Below are 19,849 nucleotides of genomic sequence, written 5' to 3'. Positions count from 1 at the left end.
GTTTATTTAAGCTGATACCATTTTTTCTTTCTGTTTGGGTTGTTGCCATAGCCGTATCCATAACCTCTTTTGTGTAATGTGCCATTAAGTAAAACAGCCATATTAGGTAAACGTTTTTCAGTGTACATGGTTTGAGCAATGTGTAATTGACGTTTGTCAATGTTATTTGCACTAACAACATAAATAAACATATCTGCAAACTTGCTAATCAATAAAGTATCAGTGACTAAACCTACTGCAGCTGTGTCTACAATAATATAATCATATTTTTTCTTTACGGTATCAAATAAGTGCTTTAGTCTGTCGCTCATTAATAATTCAGCAGGATTTGGAGGGATAGCTCCAGAAGGAATGACATCAAGAAATGGGTTGTCTTTTACTTTTATAGTAACGTCTTCAACTTTGAGTGACTTGTCGGAAATATAATTGGTTAATCCTACGTCGCCTTTAATGTTTAAATAGTCATTAACTCTAGGTACTCTAATGTCAGTTTCAACAATTAGGGTTTTCTTTTCTGAAAAAGAAAAAGACGAAGCTAAGTTTATTGAAGTATGTGATTTCCCTTCTTGACTAGTGGTTGATGTTACAAAAATAGTCTTGCACTCAGTTTCAATATCCTGAAGTAAAAAATGAGCATTGGTTCGTATTATTCTAAATGCTTCAGCTTTAGGAGAGTAATCTATTTTTTTGATTAGTTTTGATTTAGTGTTTGATTTTGGAATATCACCAATAAAAGGAGCGCTTACTGCTTTTAAAACATCATCTTTATCTTGTATTGTATTGTTAAGTAGATCTCTAGTGTAGATTACAGAAAAAGGAACTAGAAGACCTAATAAAATAGCTGCTAGATAAATTACCTTTGGTTTTGGAGATATTGGACTATCAAGAGTATATGCATAATCTATAATTTTAGCATTAGGTGAAGACATGCCAAGAGTAATAGCTGTTTCTTCACGTTTTTCTAGCAAGTATAGGTATAACGACTCTTTAATGTCTTGCTGGCGTTTAATATCTCTAAATTGTCGTTCTTTACCTGGAGCAGAGTATATTTGCCCACGTATTCTTGAATCCTCTTGGTTAAGATTATCTAAAGTTATCTTGTTGGCAGACCTAATGTTGCTTAAGCTTTGTTGAAGATTAGCTTTAAGTGCCATAATCTCATTGTTTAAGTTGATAACAACAGGGTTTTTTTCACTTGAATTTTTTAGAATTCTATTTCTCTTCAATACAAGCTCATTGTGAATTTTTGTTATTTGAGAAACATCACTATCAGCAATTCCTACATCAGGAGGTAGTAAATCAGAATTGCTATTGTTTTCTGATAGGTGATCGCTCATGTAATCAATAAGCTGTATTTGGTTTGAAGTGTTGATTATTTTTTCTTCGTTAATTTTTTCACTTTCCAGAAAGATATTTGCTTGAGAGGATAAAGCTGTTAGCCTATTGTTTTTTTGAAGGTTTTCAGCAGTGAAATCTACTTGTTCGAGTTCGTTGGATACTACGTTTAGTCTGTTGTTAATGAAGTCAGAAGTTGCTTTTACAATTTGTTCTTTATCATTGATAACATCTTCATTGTATTTTTCGATAAGCTTGTTAAGGATTAATCGAGCTTTTTCTTTGTTTGCTTCTGTTAATGATAGTTTTACAACATTAGAGGTTGGGTCAGAAGCAAGTTTGATTTTTCCAAGATAAGATTCAACAACGCTATGTACTGGTCTTATATGTATTTCAACTAAAGAACCAGGAGTAGAGCCATAGGTGTTTGTATTGGGTGTTAGAATAAAATCACCAAAACTACTGGTTACTTTTTCTCCAAAGTTGTGGCTAGTAGTAACACCACTATCAAACTCTAAAACTTTCATAGTGTTAGTGGTTGACATTTCAAATTTTTCTGAAGAAATTATCTTTATGTAAAGATTTGTGTTTATGTGGTTTATAATAGAGTCTTCAACAAAAAAATTAATATTTACAGGAGGGTTTAGGTAGACTTCCTCTTCTTTGACTTTACCACTTACATAATAACTTATGTTTAGGTTTAAATCTTGTACTACTTGAGAAATAATAGATCTAGATTTAATAATTTCAATTTCGTCTGTAACATTAGTAAAGTTGTTTGAAAACAAACCATAATTTTGAAGACTTGAAATTTCTGATAATTTTTGAGAATTCTCATCTTCCTTTATTTTTATAGTAGCATTTGCTTGGTATTCAAACGTACTGTATCTAACTTTTACGTAAGCAATACCAATTGCTATAATTAAGCAAAGTAAAATAAACTTCCACTTAGATAAATATAGCTCAACTGCTTTTATAATGCTTTCTTTTGTGTTTTGAGTGTTTTGTGGCATTTTTGAAAGGTTAGTTCTAACGAATTAATATAGCAGCTATAGTTGCTAAGGTTGAAATTGCTGAGATAATTACAGCTGTGTTTGGGTTGTAAGTAGATGATTTTACTTTAGCATCATTAGGCTCAACATATATCACATCGTTTTGAGCAAGGTAGTATAAAGGAGAGCTAGTTATGCTAATTGATGTTAAATCTAGTTTCGCAAAACGTTTTTCACCATTTACTTCTCGTATTAAAAAAATGTTATTCCTTTTTCCTGTATTAGTTAAATCACCTGCTAAACCAAGAGCTTCAGGGATAGATACTCTCTCATCTTGTATTGTATATGTTCCAGGTCTGTTAACATCTCCTATAACAGTTATTGTAAAATTCACCAACCTAATGTTTACTATTGGGTCTTTAACATATTCAGAGAGTTTCTCTTTCATCATTTCTGTTGCTTGCTCTCTAGTTAGTCCTCCAATTTTTATTGTTCCTAAAGTAGGAAATTGAATGTTGCCACTATTATCAACTAGGTATGTTCTCATTGTGAGTGTACCCTGAACAGTTAACGCGCTTTCACTATAGCTAACAGCAGGTAGGTTAAATGGTTTTACAACTTCTGGATCTAATGCTGCTACATCTATTGTTAATAAATCGTTTGGTTGATAAGTTATATCAACAATGTTGCTTAAAGTGGAAGATTCAATAGCTGGTTCGTCTTGAAAATATACATACTCTTTTCTTGAAGCACAAGAAGATAGTGTTATTAACATTAAGACAGCTAGTTTAAAGAGTATTTTGTTATTCATGATAAATTTATTTGTTAGGGATTTTATTTTTTCGAGTCTAAAACTTCAAATTTTGAATTGTTAGAAATGTACTCAGGGATAATTTCTTTTATTAAAGACACTATTTCTAGTGTTTGTGTTTTTGAGTTTATATTGCAAAGGTTGAGTATTCTGGATTCTGTATCTTCAGCTATATTTACTTGCTTTGTTTTTGCAATCATTATCTTTTCATGATAGGTTGGTATTGTGTTTTCACCATCAGCGAGCAGTTCTTCAAATATTTTCTCACCAGGTCTAAGTCCGGTTATTTTTATATCAACATCCTCAGGGTATTGTAGGCCTGAAAGAATAATCATGTTTTTTGCTAGGTCAAATATTTTGATTGATTTACCCATATCAAACACAAAAATTTCACCTCCATTTCCCATTGTAGCTGCCTCCAAAACTAATTGGCAAGCCTCTGAGATGGTCATAAAATAACGAGTGATTTCTTTATGGGTAACTGTAAGAGGTCCTCCAGCTTCAATTTGTCTTTTAAATAAAGGGATTACTGATCCATTTGAGCCTAAAACGTTGCCAAAACGAGTAGTTATAAATTTTGTTTGACCTTTTCCTTTAAGACAGTTAACATAAAGCTCTGCAATGCGTTTTGATGCACCCATTACATTGGTTGGGTTAACTGCTTTATCAGTAGAAATTAGTACAAATTTTGCTATGCTGTGCCTAACAGCTAAACTAGCAATGTTTTTTGTGCCTCTAATATTTACACTTACAGCTTCGTATGGATTGTTTTCCATTAGAGGAACATGTTTATATGCTGCAGCATGGAAAACAATTTTTGGTTTGTAAACATTAAATAAATATTCCATTCTACCATAATCTCTAACATCAGCCACTATTGCTATAAAGTTTTTGATTCCATTTTGGATAAACTCTTGCTGTAAATCGTACAATGCAGACTCAGCGGAATCTATTAAGATGAGCTTTTTGTAACTGTAATTATTGATTTTCCTAGCAATTTCACTTCCAATAGAGCCAGCAGCTCCTGTTATTAAGATAACTTGATTTTCATATTCGTTATTAAGGCTAGGGTTAATGATGTTTATAGGTTCTCTACCTAATAAATCTTCAATTTTAACGTCTTTAATTTGTCCAACACTCAAGTCTCCATCAATCCATTGTTGAACAGGAGGAACAATTTTAACTTTTAGACCTAATTCGAATAATTGAGCTGTAATTTGTAATAAGCGAGTAGAATCAACACTTTGAATGGAGATGATAACTTCTTCAATGTTGTTTTTTTCTATGAAATTCTTGGTTATTTTATCTAGACCATAAACAATTAGTAAGTTTATTTTCTTTCCTATTTTACTAGGATTGTCATCAATAAACCCAACAACTTCATATCCTCTTTTAGGATCGTTAGAAATAGCATCATATGTTATAAGTCCTGAATTTCCAGCTCCATAAATAAGTACATTGGTAAAAGTTTTGTAGTCTTGTTGTAAGTTGTTGTAAATGGACTTAATGACTAATTTAGAGCCTACTAGCAATAATATGTTAAGTAGTAGATGTATATATATAATTGTTCCAGAAATGTTGAAAGTACTATCAAAATTAAATTTTCTACTGAAAAAAGTAGATATAATTAATATAGTAGCTAATATGTTAACACCAATTATTATATTGATAACATCTTTATATCCTGTAAACCTAACTACTCCTTTGTGGGATCCAACAGCCAAAAAACTAATTAAAGCAGCTAATACAACAAAAGGCAGTTGCTTAAGCATTAATGTGAGATTAAAAACGAGGCTAAAATTAAATCTAATTAAGTAAGCAATAAAAAAAGTGAAAACTACAATACATAAATCAAAGATGAGCACCAACCATTTTGATGCATATCTGTTTGAAATTTTATGTAAAAGTTCCATTAACATATTCAAAAATAGGCTTTTATTGTTGAAATTACTCTATTTAGTTCATTGTCAGTTAAATTTGAACCACTTGGTAAACATAAACCACGTTCAAATAAACTATCAGAAATCCCGTTAGGATATTTAGGAGTATCTTTAAATACAGGTTGCTGGTGCATTGGTTTCCATAATGGACGCGTTTCAATGTTTTCTTTTTCTAGCTTAAGCCTGATGTTTTCTCTTGTTTTAAAATCAGGTGTTAATATGCAACTTAACCATCTATTTGAAAAACAATCTCCAGGTTCATCTAAAAACTCAATAGCATCAATTTTATTTAATTGGTTGTAGTAAAACTCAAAGTTTTGTCTTCTTTTAATTACATACTGGTCTAAAACAGTCATTTGACCACGACCAATACCTGCTAAAACATTAGACATTCTGTAATTATATCCTATGTTTGAATGCAGATATGAAGGATCTTTATCACGAGCTTGGGTAGCTAAAAAAACAGCTTTATCTTTTATGTTATTATCTTTTGTTACAAGAGCTCCACCTCCTGAAGTGGTAATTATCTTATTTCCGTTAAAGGATAGAATAGAGATATTAGCTAAAGTTCCACATTTTTTGTTTTTGTAAACACTGCCTAAAGCTTCTGCGCTGTCTTCAATTACTGGTATATTGTAAGTATTAGCAATACTGTTTATTTGGTCAGCTTTATAAGGCATTCCGTATAGGTGTACAGCAATAATGGCTTTTGGTTTTTTACCTTTCTTAATTCTGTCTTTTATAGCAATTTCAAGTAATTCAGGACACATATTCCAAGTGTCTTTCTCACTGTCAATAAAAATTGGTTGAGCGCCTTGGTAAATTATTGGGTTTGCAGATGCAGCAAAAGTAAAACTTTGGCATATAACTTCATCACCAGAAGAAACTCCTAGTAAAACAAGAGCTAAGTGTATTGCGGCAGTTCCAGAGCTTAATGCAGCTACGTAACTATTACTTTTAAGGTAGTTTTCTAAATCAGATTCAAAACCCGATACATTAGGACCTAAAGGAGCAATCCAATTTGATGCAAAGGCTTCACTGATAAAAGATTGCTCTTTACCAGACATATGAGGAGAAGAAAGCCAAATTTTAGGATTCATAGGTTAATGTTTGAGTGTTAAAACTAATGCTTATAATATTTTTTCTAGGGCTCAAGTTAAAAATAGCTTAATTGTATCAAACTAATTATTGTATTTCTTGTTAAATATCATTCAAATAGAGAGGACTAAACAAATAAACACGATAAAAAACAATTTTTTACGTTGATAAAAGGTAATTGTTGATTAAAGTGTTTAGTTTGTTGTGTTAATCATTGATAATCAGTTTTATTGTTAGGATTTAGTAATTCTTTTAAAGATGAAGGAAGGCTAAAAATGGTTAATACATCATCATCTTTTTTTTTATTGCAAAAAGCGACAGATGCAATGTAGCTTTTATTTAATGCAAAGCTTAATACTTTTAAACTTTTAAACTTATTTAAAGAGTTAAGGTTTGTAATGTGTCTTCCATCAATTGAAGGGATTTGACTTAAGTTGTCATTAATTCCTTGTCCAGAAAATTTTGCAATAGCCTCTTTTCTTGTCCAGTATTTGTAAAATGTATCTATTTGATTTTTAGAGTTTAAAACGTGTTTTGTTTCAGCTTCACTATAAGAGTGGTTTGTTATTTCAAGAACATCGAATTCATTATTTTTATATTCTAAATCAACTCCAACATTAGAATTGCTTATAGCTATAATAGCACTGTCTTCACTGTGGGAAAGGTTGAAATTTATAGAGTTATTAGAAACTAAATAAGGTTTTTGGTTAGTATCTTTTTTAAGTTTTATATCCAAAATATCTTGCTCTGTGTACTGAGCTAGTATAATTTTTAATATGCTTCGGCAAATTATAAACCTGTTTTTGTCTTTTTCGAAATGATAACGTTCAGCTCTGCTTGTTTCGGTTTCGTCTAGAATCGCTTTAAGAGTTGTGATGTCTTTATAATAGTTGAGTATATCAATATGAAATAAAAATAAACCGGATTTATCAATTGGTTTAACTTTATAACTTTGATTCAATACTTTAACAGTTTCACAATGCACACTAGTCATAATGCTCTAAGTTATAGTTGTCTAAAACATTTTGGAGTTTATTGGCAAAGTCCTTAACGTGTGGTTTTTCAAACATATCTACATGATTACCTGTGACCATTTGTTTTCTAATACCCTTGAGAGCCATTTTTTTCCAGCCTAAATATTTATGATCATGTACTAAATTGACTTCTTCAGAAGCTCTAAAAAGATCTATAACAATATCTTGTGGTGTAATAGTATACTTGCTAGTTGCTTTGTTGTGGTAATCAAGGAGTTTTATGGGTACATTAAACTGCATTTCATATTGTTTAGCTCTTCCATGTCGTAATCTAAGATAATAGCCTTTAAATAACAGCTTGAGTAACTCATAACGCCTTACAAAATTCTTCTTGCTGCTAAACATGTTTAGTATTAAATACCCTACTTTTCCTATAACATAAAGTGTGGAAATTGCTTTTTTTATTATAGGGCTTTTATAGTAATATTGAGGAAACACATAGGTGTCAAACTGAGCAAGAATAGTAACTTTTTTTCCTTGAGCTCTTAATTGTCTTGCCATTTCATATGCAACTATTCCACCATAAGAAAAGCCTGCTAGTGCATAGGGACCTTTTGGGTTTGATGCTACAATTTCTTTAATATAATCAGCAGCCATTTGATCAATAGAATCATGAGGTTCATCAACACCATTTAAACCTCTTGATTGAAGCCCATAAACAGGTTGGTCTTTATCCATAAATTGCGCTAATGCATCAAAAATTAATACTTGGTGGTTTGCTCCATGTACAATGTATAAAGGAGGTTTTGTTCCAGTTGGTTTTAATGCAACTAAAGAGTCCCAAGTAAAGAATTCTGTATCCATATAGGTTGAAAAAGTCCTGATTGTTGGATTTTTGAGTAAACCTACCAAAGGAATACGTTTACCTGTTTCTTTTTCAAGTTTAGCCATTACCTTTACGCCAATTATTGAATGTCCACCAATTTCAAAGAAATCGCTATCTATATCAATATTATCTAACCCAAGTACTTCTTCCCAAATTCCGGCAACAATTTTTTCGGAAGTTGTTGAAGCAGTTGTGTGGTTTTTGGTGACTGATTTGCTTGGTAGTTGTTCCAACAAAGCTTTTCGATCAATTTTCCCATTTAGTGTTTTAGGAAATTCTTTAACTAGATTAAAACGTTGCGGAATCATGTGTTTTGGAAGATGTTCCTTTAGTGCATTTTTCCATTCGGAAATTTGATGCTTATCCTCATTAGTATAGTTTGATGTGATTAAATTAGCAATTAATTGATCTTCATTTAAAATCACAACAGAGGATTGGATGCTATTTAAACTATCTAGAGCTTGCTCAATTTCTCCTAATTCAATACGTTGCCCTCTAATCTTTACCTGATGATCTAATCGACCTAAACACTGTACTCTTCCATCAGGAAGCAAGCGTGCTAAATCACCTGTTTTATAAAGTTTTGAACCCGAATCGTTACTAAATGGATTAGGTATAAATTTTTCAGAAGTCAATTCTGGTCGTTTCCAATATCCTTTAGTAACACCGTCGCCAGCAATACATAGTTCGCCAGTATTCCCTGGCGGAACAATTTTTCCGTGTTCGTTAACTATATACAGTTGGGTGTTATTCATAGGAAACCCAATAGTAATCAAATCATCAGACTCTTTAATTTCGGTAAAAGCTGACCAAATAGTTGTTTCTGTTGGCCCATATAAGTTCCAGAGTTCATCAACTAAAGGAAGCATCTTTTTAGCAAGAGCTATAGGTAAAGCTTCTCCAGTACTTATAATTCGCATTGGTAAATGCTCATTCCACCCAGAGTCTAATAACATCTGCCAAGTTGCAGGTGTAGCTTGCATAATGGAGATATTCTCGTTCTTCATTACATCTAGCAACATTCTTGTATCTTTAGCTGTTTCTTCACTAGTCAATATTAGTGTAGAGCCTTTTAAAAGAGGAGCAAATATCTCTGCCATGGCGATATCAAATGATATGGTTGTAATGGAAAGAAATTTATCAGACTCTTTTAATCCAGGTTGCTTTAAGAAACTATATAAAAGATTGACTAAGTTTTTATGTGTTACCTCAACACCTTTAGGTTTTCCTGTTGATCCTGAGGTATATAGTATGTAAGCTGTTGTAGAGTTGTCAATTTTTAGGTTTAAAGGCGTTTGAGGGAAATTGTAACTATTTGTAAATAATTGGTTTAAAAACAATAGCTTCGAGTTTGTGTTTAAAGTTGAAGCTAATGTTTCAGTAGTAATAACATATTTTGCCTCAGCATCTTCAAGCATAAACTCAATTCTTTTTTTAGGGTAACTTGGGTCTAAGGGTAGGTAAGTGGCACCACATTCCATAATTCCCATTAAAATTGAAATCAGTTTTATGGATCTTGGCATTAAAACAGCAATACGATCATTATGTTCAATACCTATGTTTTGAAGATAATGGGCTAATTGATGGGCTTGTTTTTCTAAGCCTTTGTATGAAATTTGATCATTCTCAAATTTCAAAGCTACTTTATTTGGTGAAATTTTAGCTTGTTTAGCTAATAATTCATGTAATGGTAAATTAGGATAAATTGAAGCTGTATCATTCAACATGCTATAGGCTGATTGATCAAACTCAATAATATTCCCTAATTGAATGTTTGGGTTTTCAATTATTTTTTTTAGAATTTTTTCAAAAGTGAGCATCATGCCTTCAATAGTTGATGCTTTAAATAATGTTGTATTATATGACCATTCTAAAACAAAACTATCTTCTGATCCACTTGCATTCAGAAAAATTTCAAACGTTTCAAAAGCTCTTGGGTTGCTTAGCAATTTAAAGGTTAAGCCTTCAAAATTAACATTACTATCCATACCCATATCAATATTGAAAACAACAGGGATTAAAGGTACTCTCGAAGGGTCTCTTTGAATTTTCAACTCTTGAAGTAATTCTCCAAAGCTTAATTGTTGATGATCATATGCATCAAAAACAGCTAGTTTGCGTGCCTTTAAATAATCACTGAAAGACTGTTCAGCGTTTATTTGACTTCGTAAAGGAAGTAAATTTACACAATGTCCTATTAAATGCTGTTGACCTGTGGCTGCTTGTCCTGCAGAAGGTAACCCAATAACAATATCGTCTTGTCCTGTTTGTACGTAGAGTAGTACTTCAAAAGCTGCCATTAACGCAGTTACAAAACTACAACCAGATTTAACACCAACTTTCTTAAAATTAGCAACTAATTCCCTATTCATGTGAAAGTCAAGACGTGCACTGTCGTGAGTTCTTAATTCTGGTCTTGGATAATCAATAGGTAAGTTCAACTGCGGAACAGATTGCTTGTATTGATCTAACCAAAATTGTACTGTTTTCTTGTGTTCAATACTGTCAGTATACAATGTTAACTCATCGGCAAAAACACTAAAACTATCAGCTTCAGGAAGTGCATGTGCTGTTTTATTGATTTGAGCAGAATATAATATACCTAATTCATATAAAATAGTACCTAATGACCAACCATCACAAATAATGTGGTGTCCAGTTATGACAAGATGATGCTCAGTAGCCTTTGTTTTTAGTAATCCCATTTTTAGTAATGGACCGTTAACCAAATCAAAAACATAGTTGGCTTCAGCTTTCAGGTAATTTGATATTGATGATTTTTGTTCTAACTCAGTTTGATTTGAAATATCTAAATACTCTAGTTTGAAAGGTGCATATTCTAAAACACTCATAAAACGACCATTAGCACTAAATATAGATCTAATTGCTTCATGTCGTTGTACCAATTGTTGAATAGCAGTATCAAAAGCTTTATAATGCAATTGACCATTAAAAACTAGAGAGATAGACTCATTATAAGCTCTATTGGCGTCGTCACCACCAAGAGTGCAAGAAATCCAGATTTCAGCTTGTGGCTGAGTAATAGGTACTACCTTTTCAATTTGAGGTCCTTTAAATGGATTAAAACTGATTATGTTCTTTGAAGAGTTCATCAAATTAATTCGAAAAATAAGATGAATATAATAATTTAAAAAGTTAGAATGGTTTAATTATCAGTGATACTGGTTTTTATTTAATTATAGGCTTTACAACTGAAAGATATACACTAACCATTTTAGCTAGTATTTTATTTCTTTTAGAAACTTTTGTTACAACTTCATTTTTAAATCTTTTCCAATTAGAATTGTTTAAAGAATCTAAAGCCACTGAAAGTGTAATGCTTAATGAGTGTGCTGTATGCCACCATCCATTAGGAATAAACAAGGTTTCACCAGGACCAACAGTAAAGGTGACAGGTGTAATGTTTTTACATAGAGGAAATTTATCTAAATCTATGTTTTTAATGTCTGGTACTTCAGAAACCCATGGGTCATTGGGTTTTGGGTAAACATATTCAGTTTGTTCAGGAGGGATTACCGTAAATTCTTTTACACCATATAGCTGAGTGATAAAAGCGTGTAATCCCATATAATCATAATGTACATATGGGAATTGACCTCCAGGACTTCCAAGAAAAACCTCATAAGTATCAGCACTACCAAGTAGTGGTTCTATAAGTTTGTTGTGACACCAATCTGGTTCTGAAAATTTAAACCTAGGAGAAATATCTGGTAAAAGCTCTGGGTAGTCCCTATCTAGTTGTAGCTTGCATGGATAAGGTGCTGGATTTTCAATTGAAGACTTTTCCATTAAATCAATAAAATCTTTCAAAAGATAGTCTTTACCTTCAACTGTAACCTTTCGGTCTCCGTATTCAGATTTAAAGAAATCTGGTGTAAATTTATCTTTTGCTTTCCAGTCTTTACAGGCATCACCTATTACAACAGGCTTACACGCAAAAAGATGGTCTTTGGCAAATTCTTCGTAGGTCATGCCATATTTCTTCTCTACTACAAGATTTCCATTGTTTACTAACTCAATAACTTTTGTCGCCATAATTTTTTGTTATAAATCTATTTGTAAATATTCTCCAACATTATCTTTGTCAGCAACAAACCAAGCTGGATTGCCTTCTCTGTCAATTCCTAAACGTGCTCCAGAAACTGGAGGTTTATTTAAGTCTTTTGTTGTAGTCTTATTATTATTGTTTGAATTCGTTGAAGAAATTGTTTCAGGTTGAAGAATGCCAACTTCAGAAAGGATTTCTACACACTCAATAGAAGTGTTAATTAAGCGTGTGATATCATCTTCTGTGTATGCTGTTGTAACATAACAAGGAAAACCATCCCAAACATGAATACCACGTTCTCTCATTAACACAAAGAATAATTCAGCGTAAGGTACATCTTCAAGCATTACTAGTTTCCAAAGCGAACGATAGTATACAATTTCCATTGGAAGTTTGTGTGATTTCAAATAATTATTTACTTCGGTAGCAAAGCGTTCTGTTTTTCTAGCTAATTCATCTTGAAGCGCAACACCTTGTTCTTTCATGTGTAAAAGAGAAGCTTTACAAGTAGCTAAGGCTAGTGGATGGCGTACAAAAGTTCCTGCAAAATAGGTAACACCTGCTTCAGGAATAGAGTCATCTCCAAAAGACCAGAAACCACCATCAAGTGCGTCCATACATCTTTTACTCCCAACAATTGCACCAATAGAGATACCACCACCTATAACTTTTCCATAGGTTCCTAAATCGGCTTTTACACCAAATAGAGCTTGGGTGCCACCAGGATGCATCCTAAATCCAGTAATGATTTCATCAAATATTAGTACAGATTCTGATGCTTCGGTTATTTTTCTAACTTCCTTAAGGAATTCTATTGGTCTAAAGTTTGGTCTTCTACTTTGTACTGGTTCTACTAATACCGCTGCAATTTCATCAGCACGTTCTCTAATGATGTTTAAACTCTCTTCAGTGCCATAATCTAATATGAGCATATTTTTTACAGCTTCAGGTAAAATACCTGAGGCTGCAGGGAATGATTTTAATTTTTTAGACCCTCTAACAATAACCTCATCATTAATACCATGGTATGATCTTGAAAAGGCTACAATTAATGAGCGTCCAGTTACTGTTCTTGCGATACGCATAGCACCTAAAACAGCTTCAGATCCTGTGTTGCATAACGCAGCACGATCTTGATTGGTAAACTCACATAATAATTCACAAACTTCTCCTGCTAATGGATGTTGAGGACCTACTTCAAAACCACGTTCTACTTGGTCATTAATAGCTTTTTTAATGAAGTCTGGTTGATGACCAAATAAACAAGCTCCAAAACTGTTTAACACATCTAGGTATTCATTGCCATCAATGTCCCAAAGACGACTACCAGAGGATTTATCTACCACAAGAGGGTACACTAACTCCTTGGTTTCAGGTTTAAAACCTGTAACCACTCTTGGGTCTGACATATGAGCTCTGTGTTTTTGCGTATAGGCTTTACTGCTAGCAGTTTTTTTATTGTAACTAGCAATTAAATCGTTTAAAAATGCTTGTTGTTCTTTATTTAGCCCTGTAGATTGCTTTTGAATTTTTGGAGATGCACCAAACGGTTTTTCATGCTCTTTCTTTTCGTCTTCATCTAAATCATCATTTGATGTTGTGCTTATATTGTTGGCTAAAGGCGTTGGTTTAGTTTGAGGAGTAGTATGATTAATAGAAGGAGAAGCAATATGTTGGCTTGTGCCTTGCATTAATTGTATTTGTTGACCTAACAATTGGATTTGCTGTGCAATAAGACTTAATGCTGTATTAGGGTCTCCAGTGCCAATATTGGTCATGGGTTGCGACAATGGAATTTGTTGGTTTGAGCTATTGGTAGTTGAAATGGTATGACTAGCTTGGGCTATTGGAGCAGGAGCTAGCTCTTCTTTAGGTAGTATCTTATCAATGTGGGTTGCTAATAAGTCGGGTGAACCTAATTCACCATTTAATTGTCTAAAAGTTATTGGTGTATTAAATTCATTTTTCAGATTGATTGCCATTTGAGTAAGTACTAATGAATCTAACCCAAGTTCTAAAAAGCTTAGATTATACTCACTAGCTTCTATTTCGATTCCAGAATTATTTTCTACAATTTCAGCTATTTTATCAAGAATTATGGGTTTTCTCATAATTTGAGTGTTTTGGTTTGGTATAGGTTCTACAGATTGTTCTTGTGGTATTGCTGTAGTAATATTATTAGGTGTTGAATTTATAGTTGTTGATTGATTTGTAGGTGGGTTGATCCAACATGGTTTACGATCAAAAACATATGATGGTAACCAAACACGTTGTTGACTTTGGTGTTTGTAAAACGCATTCCAGTTTATGTCAACGCCATTTAACCAAAGTTCACCAAGAGCAGACAAAACAGTATGGTACGCGGTTTCATCTTCATCAGGAATAGTTAAAGTAGAAATCGATGCAAGTGCTTTTAACCCTTTTTTCTGCTTGGATAAGGTTGTTAAAGCACGACCTGGTCCAATTTCTAAAAGTATAGTGTCCTCAAGGTTTAAAACTGTTTCCATAGCTCCAGAAAAATTCACTGTAGCTCTTAAATGGTTAGCCCAATATTTTGGGTCTATAGCTTCTTCGTCCTTTATCCAATCGCCAGTAACTGTTGATACTAATGGAAGACGAGGAACATTTAATGTTACTTTTTTAACTTCTGCTTCAAATGTATCTAAAACAGGATCCATCATGGTAGAATGAAATGCATGACTTGTAAACAATAATCGGTTTGCAATACCTTTATCATCTAGCTGTTTTGCAAAGTCTGCTATAGGTTTATCTGGTCCAGAAACCACAATTAGTTGATCAGAATTAATCGCAGCAATAGAAAGATGATCAGGAATTAAGTGTTTGACATCTTCTAAACTTTTTCGAATCGACAACATACTTCCTTTAGGGAGTTCGCTAACTAGTTTTCCGCGTCGCGTAATTAAGTGTAAAGCATCTTCTAAAGAAAATATACCAGCCAAATGCGCAGCAACAAATTCGCCAATACTGTGACCGCATACTAAAGTGGGTTTAATTCCCCAACTCATCCAAAGTTGAGCAAGTGCGTATTCAATAACAAATAGAGCAGGTTGAGTGTATTGTGTGTCTTTTAGTTGTTCTTCAGCTTTTTCAGAATGTTCTTTTGGATAAATAATATCTCTAATGTCTAGTTTTAATTCTGATTTTAAGAGTTGAGCACAAGTGTCCACAGCAGTTTTAAATACGGTTTCATGTTCATAAAGTGCTTTACCCATTTGAAGATATTGCGACCCTTGACCTGGAAATAAAAATGCTAATTCATCTGGTTCAGATGATAACGCCTTAGATTTGATTGTATTGGTTTCTAATGTTGCTAATTGCTGCTTAGCTTGTAATGTTGAGCTAGCTATTAAAAAGCGTCGTTCTGCAAAAGTAGCTCTTGTAGTATTTAAGCTATATGATACATCAGCTAGTTCAATAGACTTAGAAGTGTTTAAATAACTGTTTAATGCGTGCTGGTAACCATTTAAACTGTTTTTTGTCTTTGCAGACCAAGTCAATAGTTGTAAAGGTCGACTAGGGTTTGATGTGTTGGTTTCTTGTTCGTATTCTTCAAGAATGATATGTACGTTTGTGCCTCCAACACCAAAGGAACTTACACCTGCTTTACGTTTGTTTTTAGCATTCCATGGAGTTAAAGTACTATTGACATAAAACGGGCTATTATCAAAATCGATTGATGGGTTAGGTTGTTCGTAACCTAAAGATGCTGGAATCTCACGATGTTTTAATGCTAATATCGTTTTGATAACACCAGCAACTCCAGCAGCACCAGTAAGGTGTCCCATATTACTCTTTATAGAGCCAATAGCGCAAAATCCTTTTTGTTCTTGTTCTCCAAAAGCAATTTTAAGGCCTTCTATTTCTATTGGGTCACCAACCGGAGTTGCAGTTCCATGGGTTTCTATATAGCTTATTTCAGAAGAGTTAGTGTTGGCATCTTGAAGTGCCCTAACAATAGCATTGGCTTGCCCTTCAGTGCTAGGAGCTGTAAAACTTCCTTTGTTTCCGCCATCATTATTAACTCCAACACCTTTTATTACAGCATGAATAGTATCTCCATCACGTTCGGCATCTTCCAGTCGTTTTAATAAAACAACTGCAGCACCATCACTAAAAATAGTTCCTTTGGCATTTGCATCAAATGGTCGGCATCTACCATCTGGACTCATAATTGACCCTTCTTGGTATAAATGACCAGTATGAATTGGAGCAGTTACACTTGAGCCACCAGCTATAGCGGCATCACATTGTCCGCTTTTAATAGCTTCAACAGCTTGAGCAATAGCTAACGATGAAGTAGAGCAAGCAGATTGTACACTTACTGCAGGCCCTTTTAAATTAAGTTGATATGCTGTTCGAGACGCGATGTAATCTTTTTCATTAAACGTATCGGCAAGGAAACTTCCTATTCTATCCATTACTGTTGTGTTGGGAAGAATATTGTTTTTGTAATAGGTATTCATTCCAGTTCCTGCATAAACTCCAATGGTACCACTGTAATGCTCTGGTAAATGACCTGATTGTTCTAAAACTTCCCAAGCAATTTCTAAAAAGATACGCTGTTGCGGATCCATAGCTTCTGCTACTTTTGGATTGAGTCCGAAAAAAGCAGCATCAAATTCTTTAGCAGAAGGAACAATGCCACGAGCAGGAACATATAGAGGGTCGTTTTTAATTGCATCAGGAATTGAAGGGTCTAATTCTTCTGGAGAGAAGAACGTAATCGTGTCTTTGCCTTCTCTTAATACATTCCACAATTCTTGAATTGTATTAGCTCCAGGAAAACGACCTGCCATTCCAATTACTGCAACATCTGAAGTGTCTTGATTTCGTTTTTTGCTTTTTTTATACTGAATTCCAGTATTTTTTTTAGGCTCTAAGAAATTTGCTAACTCAGCAATGGTTGGATGTTGATATAATTTTATAATAGGTACTTCATATTGATAATTAAGACGTAAAGCAGAAACCGTTTTTTGGGCTAGAAGAGAAGTTCCTCCCATTTCAAAAAAGTTGTCTGCAATACCAATTTTTGGAATACGAAGAATATCAGACCAAATTTTTGCAATATGCTTTTGTACTTCAGTTTTTGGTTTCTTGTAGATAGGTGCATTACTTGGGCGCTTATATTCAGGAACAGGTAGTGCTTTTTTGTTAACTTTTCCGCTAGATGTTTTTGGAAATTCATTGACCCAAACATAATAGTTAGGAAGCATGTATTCAGGCAATACAGAACTTACTTTTTCTCTAAAACTAGTATCGTTTTTTAAAGTAATATTATCGGTCTGTACGTAGGCAATTAACTGTGGTTGCGCAGAAAAATGTGTGCTTGCAACAACTACTGCCTGCTTTATGTGAGGTAGTTTGCTAATAGCAATTTCGACTTCGCCTAATTCAATACGATGTCCACTAATTTTTACCTGTTCGTCTTCACGACCTAAAAATTCAATATTACCATCAGGTAAAAACTTTGCGACATCACCTGTACGATACATTCTAGTTTTTGTTCCATCTGGAAGTGTTAATGTTGTAAAGCGTTCATTGGTTAATGTCTCATTGCCTAAATACCCTTCAGCAAGACAATCTCCTGTGATGCATAATTCTCCAACTTCACCGTTAGGAAGGATGTTTTGGTTTTTATCTAAAATATAGATAGTTGTATTATCTATAGCTTTTCCAATATTGGGTAACCCAGGCCATTCTTTAGGCTGTCCTTCAAGCTTCAATTCAGTAACTACATGACACTCAGTAGGACCATATTGATTGTAAAGCGTGCAGTGGTTTAGTTTTGTGAAAAATGTTCTTAATTCTTTAGTGATTTTAAGCTGCTCACCTGCGGTCATAATTTCATTTAGACTATCAGGATATTTGTCTAAGCTTACAGCTGTTTCTGCAAGTGCTTGTAATGCAACAAACGGAAGGAATAACCGATTGACTTGATGTTTGTTTATTCTTTCTAACAACTGCACCACATCTAGTCTTTGTTCTTCGTTAATTAGAACAAGACATCCACCATTTGTAAGTGTTGTCATTATTTCTTGAAAAGACACATCGAAACTTAAAGGAGCAAATTGAATAGTTCTAGTTCCTTGAGTTGCTTTAGAGTTTTTATGCTGCCAGTTAATTAGATTAACTGCTGCGGTATTTCCCATACAAACTCCTTTTGGTTCTCCTGTTGACCCTGAAGTATATAAAATATAAGTGCTATTATCAGCCATAGAAGACTGTTGTAATAGATGTTTTGGGGCTTTAAAATTATCATTAGATAATACAGATAGACCCATTTCTTCAGCAAGTGTGGATTCCTTAAGGTTGGTTAAACAGAAATTGAGATTTGAGTTCTTTATGATTTTAAGAATTCGGTCTTTAGGGTACTTAAAATCTATTGGTAAATATGCTTTTTTAGCTTTTAAAATAGCAAGCATAAATACAATTTGATCTATGCCTCGTGTTGTTGATAATCCTATTATTTTTTCATCATTGGTATGTTCAATAATTAAATTGAATACACTTAGTATTTTATCGTTTAATTGATTGTAGGTTATAGCTTTGTCTCCTTCGATTAAACAATCATCATTAGGATATAATTTTACTGCTTTTTCAAATAGTGAATATGTTGCAGTTGAAACCATAATTTAAATTATTATAAGATATTTTAAATCTAAATATTTTATTTCATTAAGCTATTAATCAAAATTAAAGGGGATATAAAGAAATATTAAAGGGTAATTAAAAGTAAACTCAAAATAATTTTTACTAAAAAAAAATAGTTATACAGCACTTTAATTCGTTTTAGCACAAACCTTAAAGATTTATTAGTCTAATTTTTAGCGCCAATAAAAGTTTGTTTACTTTCTCCTTCTAGTTGTATCTGTGAAAAATGCCATAAAGTAAAACCTGCATTTTTAAATAGTTTCGGGTAATTGTGTGAAAAAGAAGGTTCATCACCATAAAGCTGAGTATTTGGGTCTTTATCAAAATCGTGACTAGCTCCATTGGGCTCTATGGATACAAAAAAAATGTTTTTTAACTTATTTATTTCTATTAAAAGCTCTTGTAATTGCTGTTCTAAAAAGTATTCTAAAACACCATTGTAAGTAACAAAAACAGTATTCTTTTTACCATTTTTTTTAACCCAATCATAGGCGTCACTTGTTACGAACTCAAGTTTAGTGTTTTGTTTATATTTTTTTTTGTTTATCTCAATTTGATTTGCGCTTAAATCAATTCCGATAAACTTTTTAAAATTTGAAAACTCATTGCTTAAGTGGTTAAGAATATTGCCGTTTCCAGTACCTATTTCTACCAGTGTGTCAATTTCTTGATCTTGATTTGAAATTTCTTGTTTTAACAAATCAAAAATAAAAGTACAATGTGGAATGAAAAACGTATTAATTGAATCTTTAGTTTCGGTAAACAACTCTGTAGCGCTTTCATTTATCCAAAAAGTTCTGTTTTGTTCGGCTATTTTATTGTGATCGTCTAATGTTTCTAGGTTTTGTACTAGGGCAAAACGCATTAAACGTTCTTGAAAGCTTAAATTATTTTTGTTTTTATGAACTAGTGTAATTCTGTTTTCTGAAAGTTCTTGAGCTTTTTTAGGTCTTAAAAATACAAGTACATTACCAATATGTTTTGCAATAGTTCGTGTGAACTTTGATTTCATGTTATCGAACATAATAATTTTTAGGCAGTTGAATAACGTAAAGTTATGTTTTATTGCTAA

General features: G+C 33.0%; 9 protein-coding genes. All 9 read right to left on the bottom strand.

Annotation, left to right across the window (positions count from 1 at the left end; translation table 11 throughout):
- Positions 1–2 precede the first annotated feature (2 nt).
- The 9 genes from ACQ0RB_RS03670 to ACQ0RB_RS03630 all read right to left on the bottom strand — a co-directional run bounded on the left by ACQ0RB_RS03670 (position 3) and on the right by ACQ0RB_RS03630 (position 19,789).
- Positions 3–2,348 (bottom strand): GumC family protein, encoded by a 2,346-nt coding sequence (locus ACQ0RB_RS03670; RefSeq protein ID WP_430496557.1) that lies wholly within the window; start codon positions 2,346–2,348, stop codon positions 3–5.
- Between the two features lie 16 nt (positions 2,349–2,364).
- Positions 2,365–3,138, bottom strand: coding sequence for a polysaccharide biosynthesis/export family protein (locus ACQ0RB_RS03665; RefSeq protein ID WP_262732757.1), 774 nt, complete (start codon positions 3,136–3,138; stop codon positions 2,365–2,367).
- 23 nt (positions 3,139–3,161) lie between these two features.
- Positions 3,162–4,910, bottom strand: a complete 1,749-nt coding sequence (locus tag ACQ0RB_RS03660) for a polysaccharide biosynthesis protein (RefSeq protein WP_343798133.1) — start codon at positions 4,908–4,910, stop codon at positions 3,162–3,164.
- A 149-nt stretch (positions 4,911–5,059) separates the two neighbouring features.
- Complete coding sequence (locus tag ACQ0RB_RS03655; protein WP_430496555.1) at positions 5,060–6,178, bottom strand: DegT/DnrJ/EryC1/StrS family aminotransferase; 1,119 nt, start codon at positions 6,176–6,178, stop codon at positions 5,060–5,062.
- Positions 6,179–6,387: 209 nt separating this feature from the next.
- Positions 6,388–7,170 (bottom strand): 4'-phosphopantetheinyl transferase family protein, encoded by a 783-nt coding sequence (locus ACQ0RB_RS03650; RefSeq protein WP_335975836.1) that lies wholly within the window; start codon positions 7,168–7,170, stop codon positions 6,388–6,390.
- Entirely contained in the window at positions 7,163–11,149 is a 3,987-nt protein-coding gene (locus ACQ0RB_RS03645) for a non-ribosomal peptide synthetase (RefSeq protein ID WP_430496553.1), read from the bottom strand. The genes ACQ0RB_RS03650 and ACQ0RB_RS03645 overlap by 8 nt, the downstream gene beginning before the upstream one ends.
- Before the next feature lie 76 nt (positions 11,150–11,225).
- Positions 11,226–12,092, bottom strand: coding sequence for a cupin-like domain-containing protein (locus tag ACQ0RB_RS03640; protein WP_262732763.1), 867 nt, complete (start codon positions 12,090–12,092; stop codon positions 11,226–11,228).
- 9 nt (positions 12,093–12,101) lie between these two features.
- The gene (locus ACQ0RB_RS03635) at positions 12,102–18,755 is read right to left on the bottom strand and encodes an amino acid adenylation domain-containing protein (protein WP_430496550.1); all 6,654 of its coding nucleotides are present in this window, start codon (positions 18,753–18,755) and stop codon (positions 12,102–12,104) included.
- A gap of 188 nt (positions 18,756–18,943) precedes the next feature.
- A complete protein-coding gene (locus ACQ0RB_RS03630; RefSeq protein WP_430496548.1) occupies positions 18,944–19,789 on the bottom strand; it encodes a class I SAM-dependent methyltransferase in 846 nt (281 codons plus the stop codon).
- Between the last annotated feature and the right edge of the window lie 60 nt (positions 19,790–19,849).

The organism is Gaetbulibacter sp. PBL-D1 (assembly GCF_050509525.1).
Classification (GTDB): domain Bacteria; phylum Bacteroidota; class Bacteroidia; order Flavobacteriales; family Flavobacteriaceae; genus Gaetbulibacter_B; species Gaetbulibacter_B jejuensis.
Note: the sequence above shows the minus strand (reverse complement) of the source record. Positions and strands in the feature narration are given on the sequence as shown.

Bases quoted from the DNA above. Each gene is read 5' to 3' on its own strand.
- ACQ0RB_RS03660 (WP_343798133.1), bottom strand. From the start codon at position 4,910: ATGCTTAAGCAACTGCCTTTTGTTGTATTAGCTGCTTTAATTAGTTTT.
- ACQ0RB_RS03630 (WP_430496548.1), bottom strand. From the start codon at position 19,789: ATGAAATCAAAGTTCACACGAACTATTGCAAAACATATTGGTAATGTA.
- ACQ0RB_RS03670 (WP_430496557.1), bottom strand. From the start codon at position 2,348: ATGCCACAAAACACTCAAAACACAAAAGAAAGCATTATAAAAGCAGTT.
- ACQ0RB_RS03655 (WP_430496555.1), bottom strand. From the start codon at position 6,178: ATGAATCCTAAAATTTGGCTTTCTTCTCCTCATATGTCTGGTAAAGAG.
- ACQ0RB_RS03665 (WP_262732757.1), bottom strand. From the start codon at position 3,138: ATGAATAACAAAATACTCTTTAAACTAGCTGTCTTAATGTTAATAACA.
- ACQ0RB_RS03640 (WP_262732763.1), bottom strand. From the start codon at position 12,092: ATGGCGACAAAAGTTATTGAGTTAGTAAACAATGGAAATCTTGTAGTA.
- ACQ0RB_RS03635 (WP_430496550.1), bottom strand. From the start codon at position 18,755: ATGGTTTCAACTGCAACATATTCACTATTTGAAAAAGCAGTAAAATTA.
- ACQ0RB_RS03650 (WP_335975836.1), bottom strand. From the start codon at position 7,170: ATGACTAGTGTGCATTGTGAAACTGTTAAAGTATTGAATCAAAGTTAT.
- ACQ0RB_RS03645 (WP_430496553.1), bottom strand. From the start codon at position 11,149: ATGAACTCTTCAAAGAACATAATCAGTTTTAATCCATTTAAAGGACCT.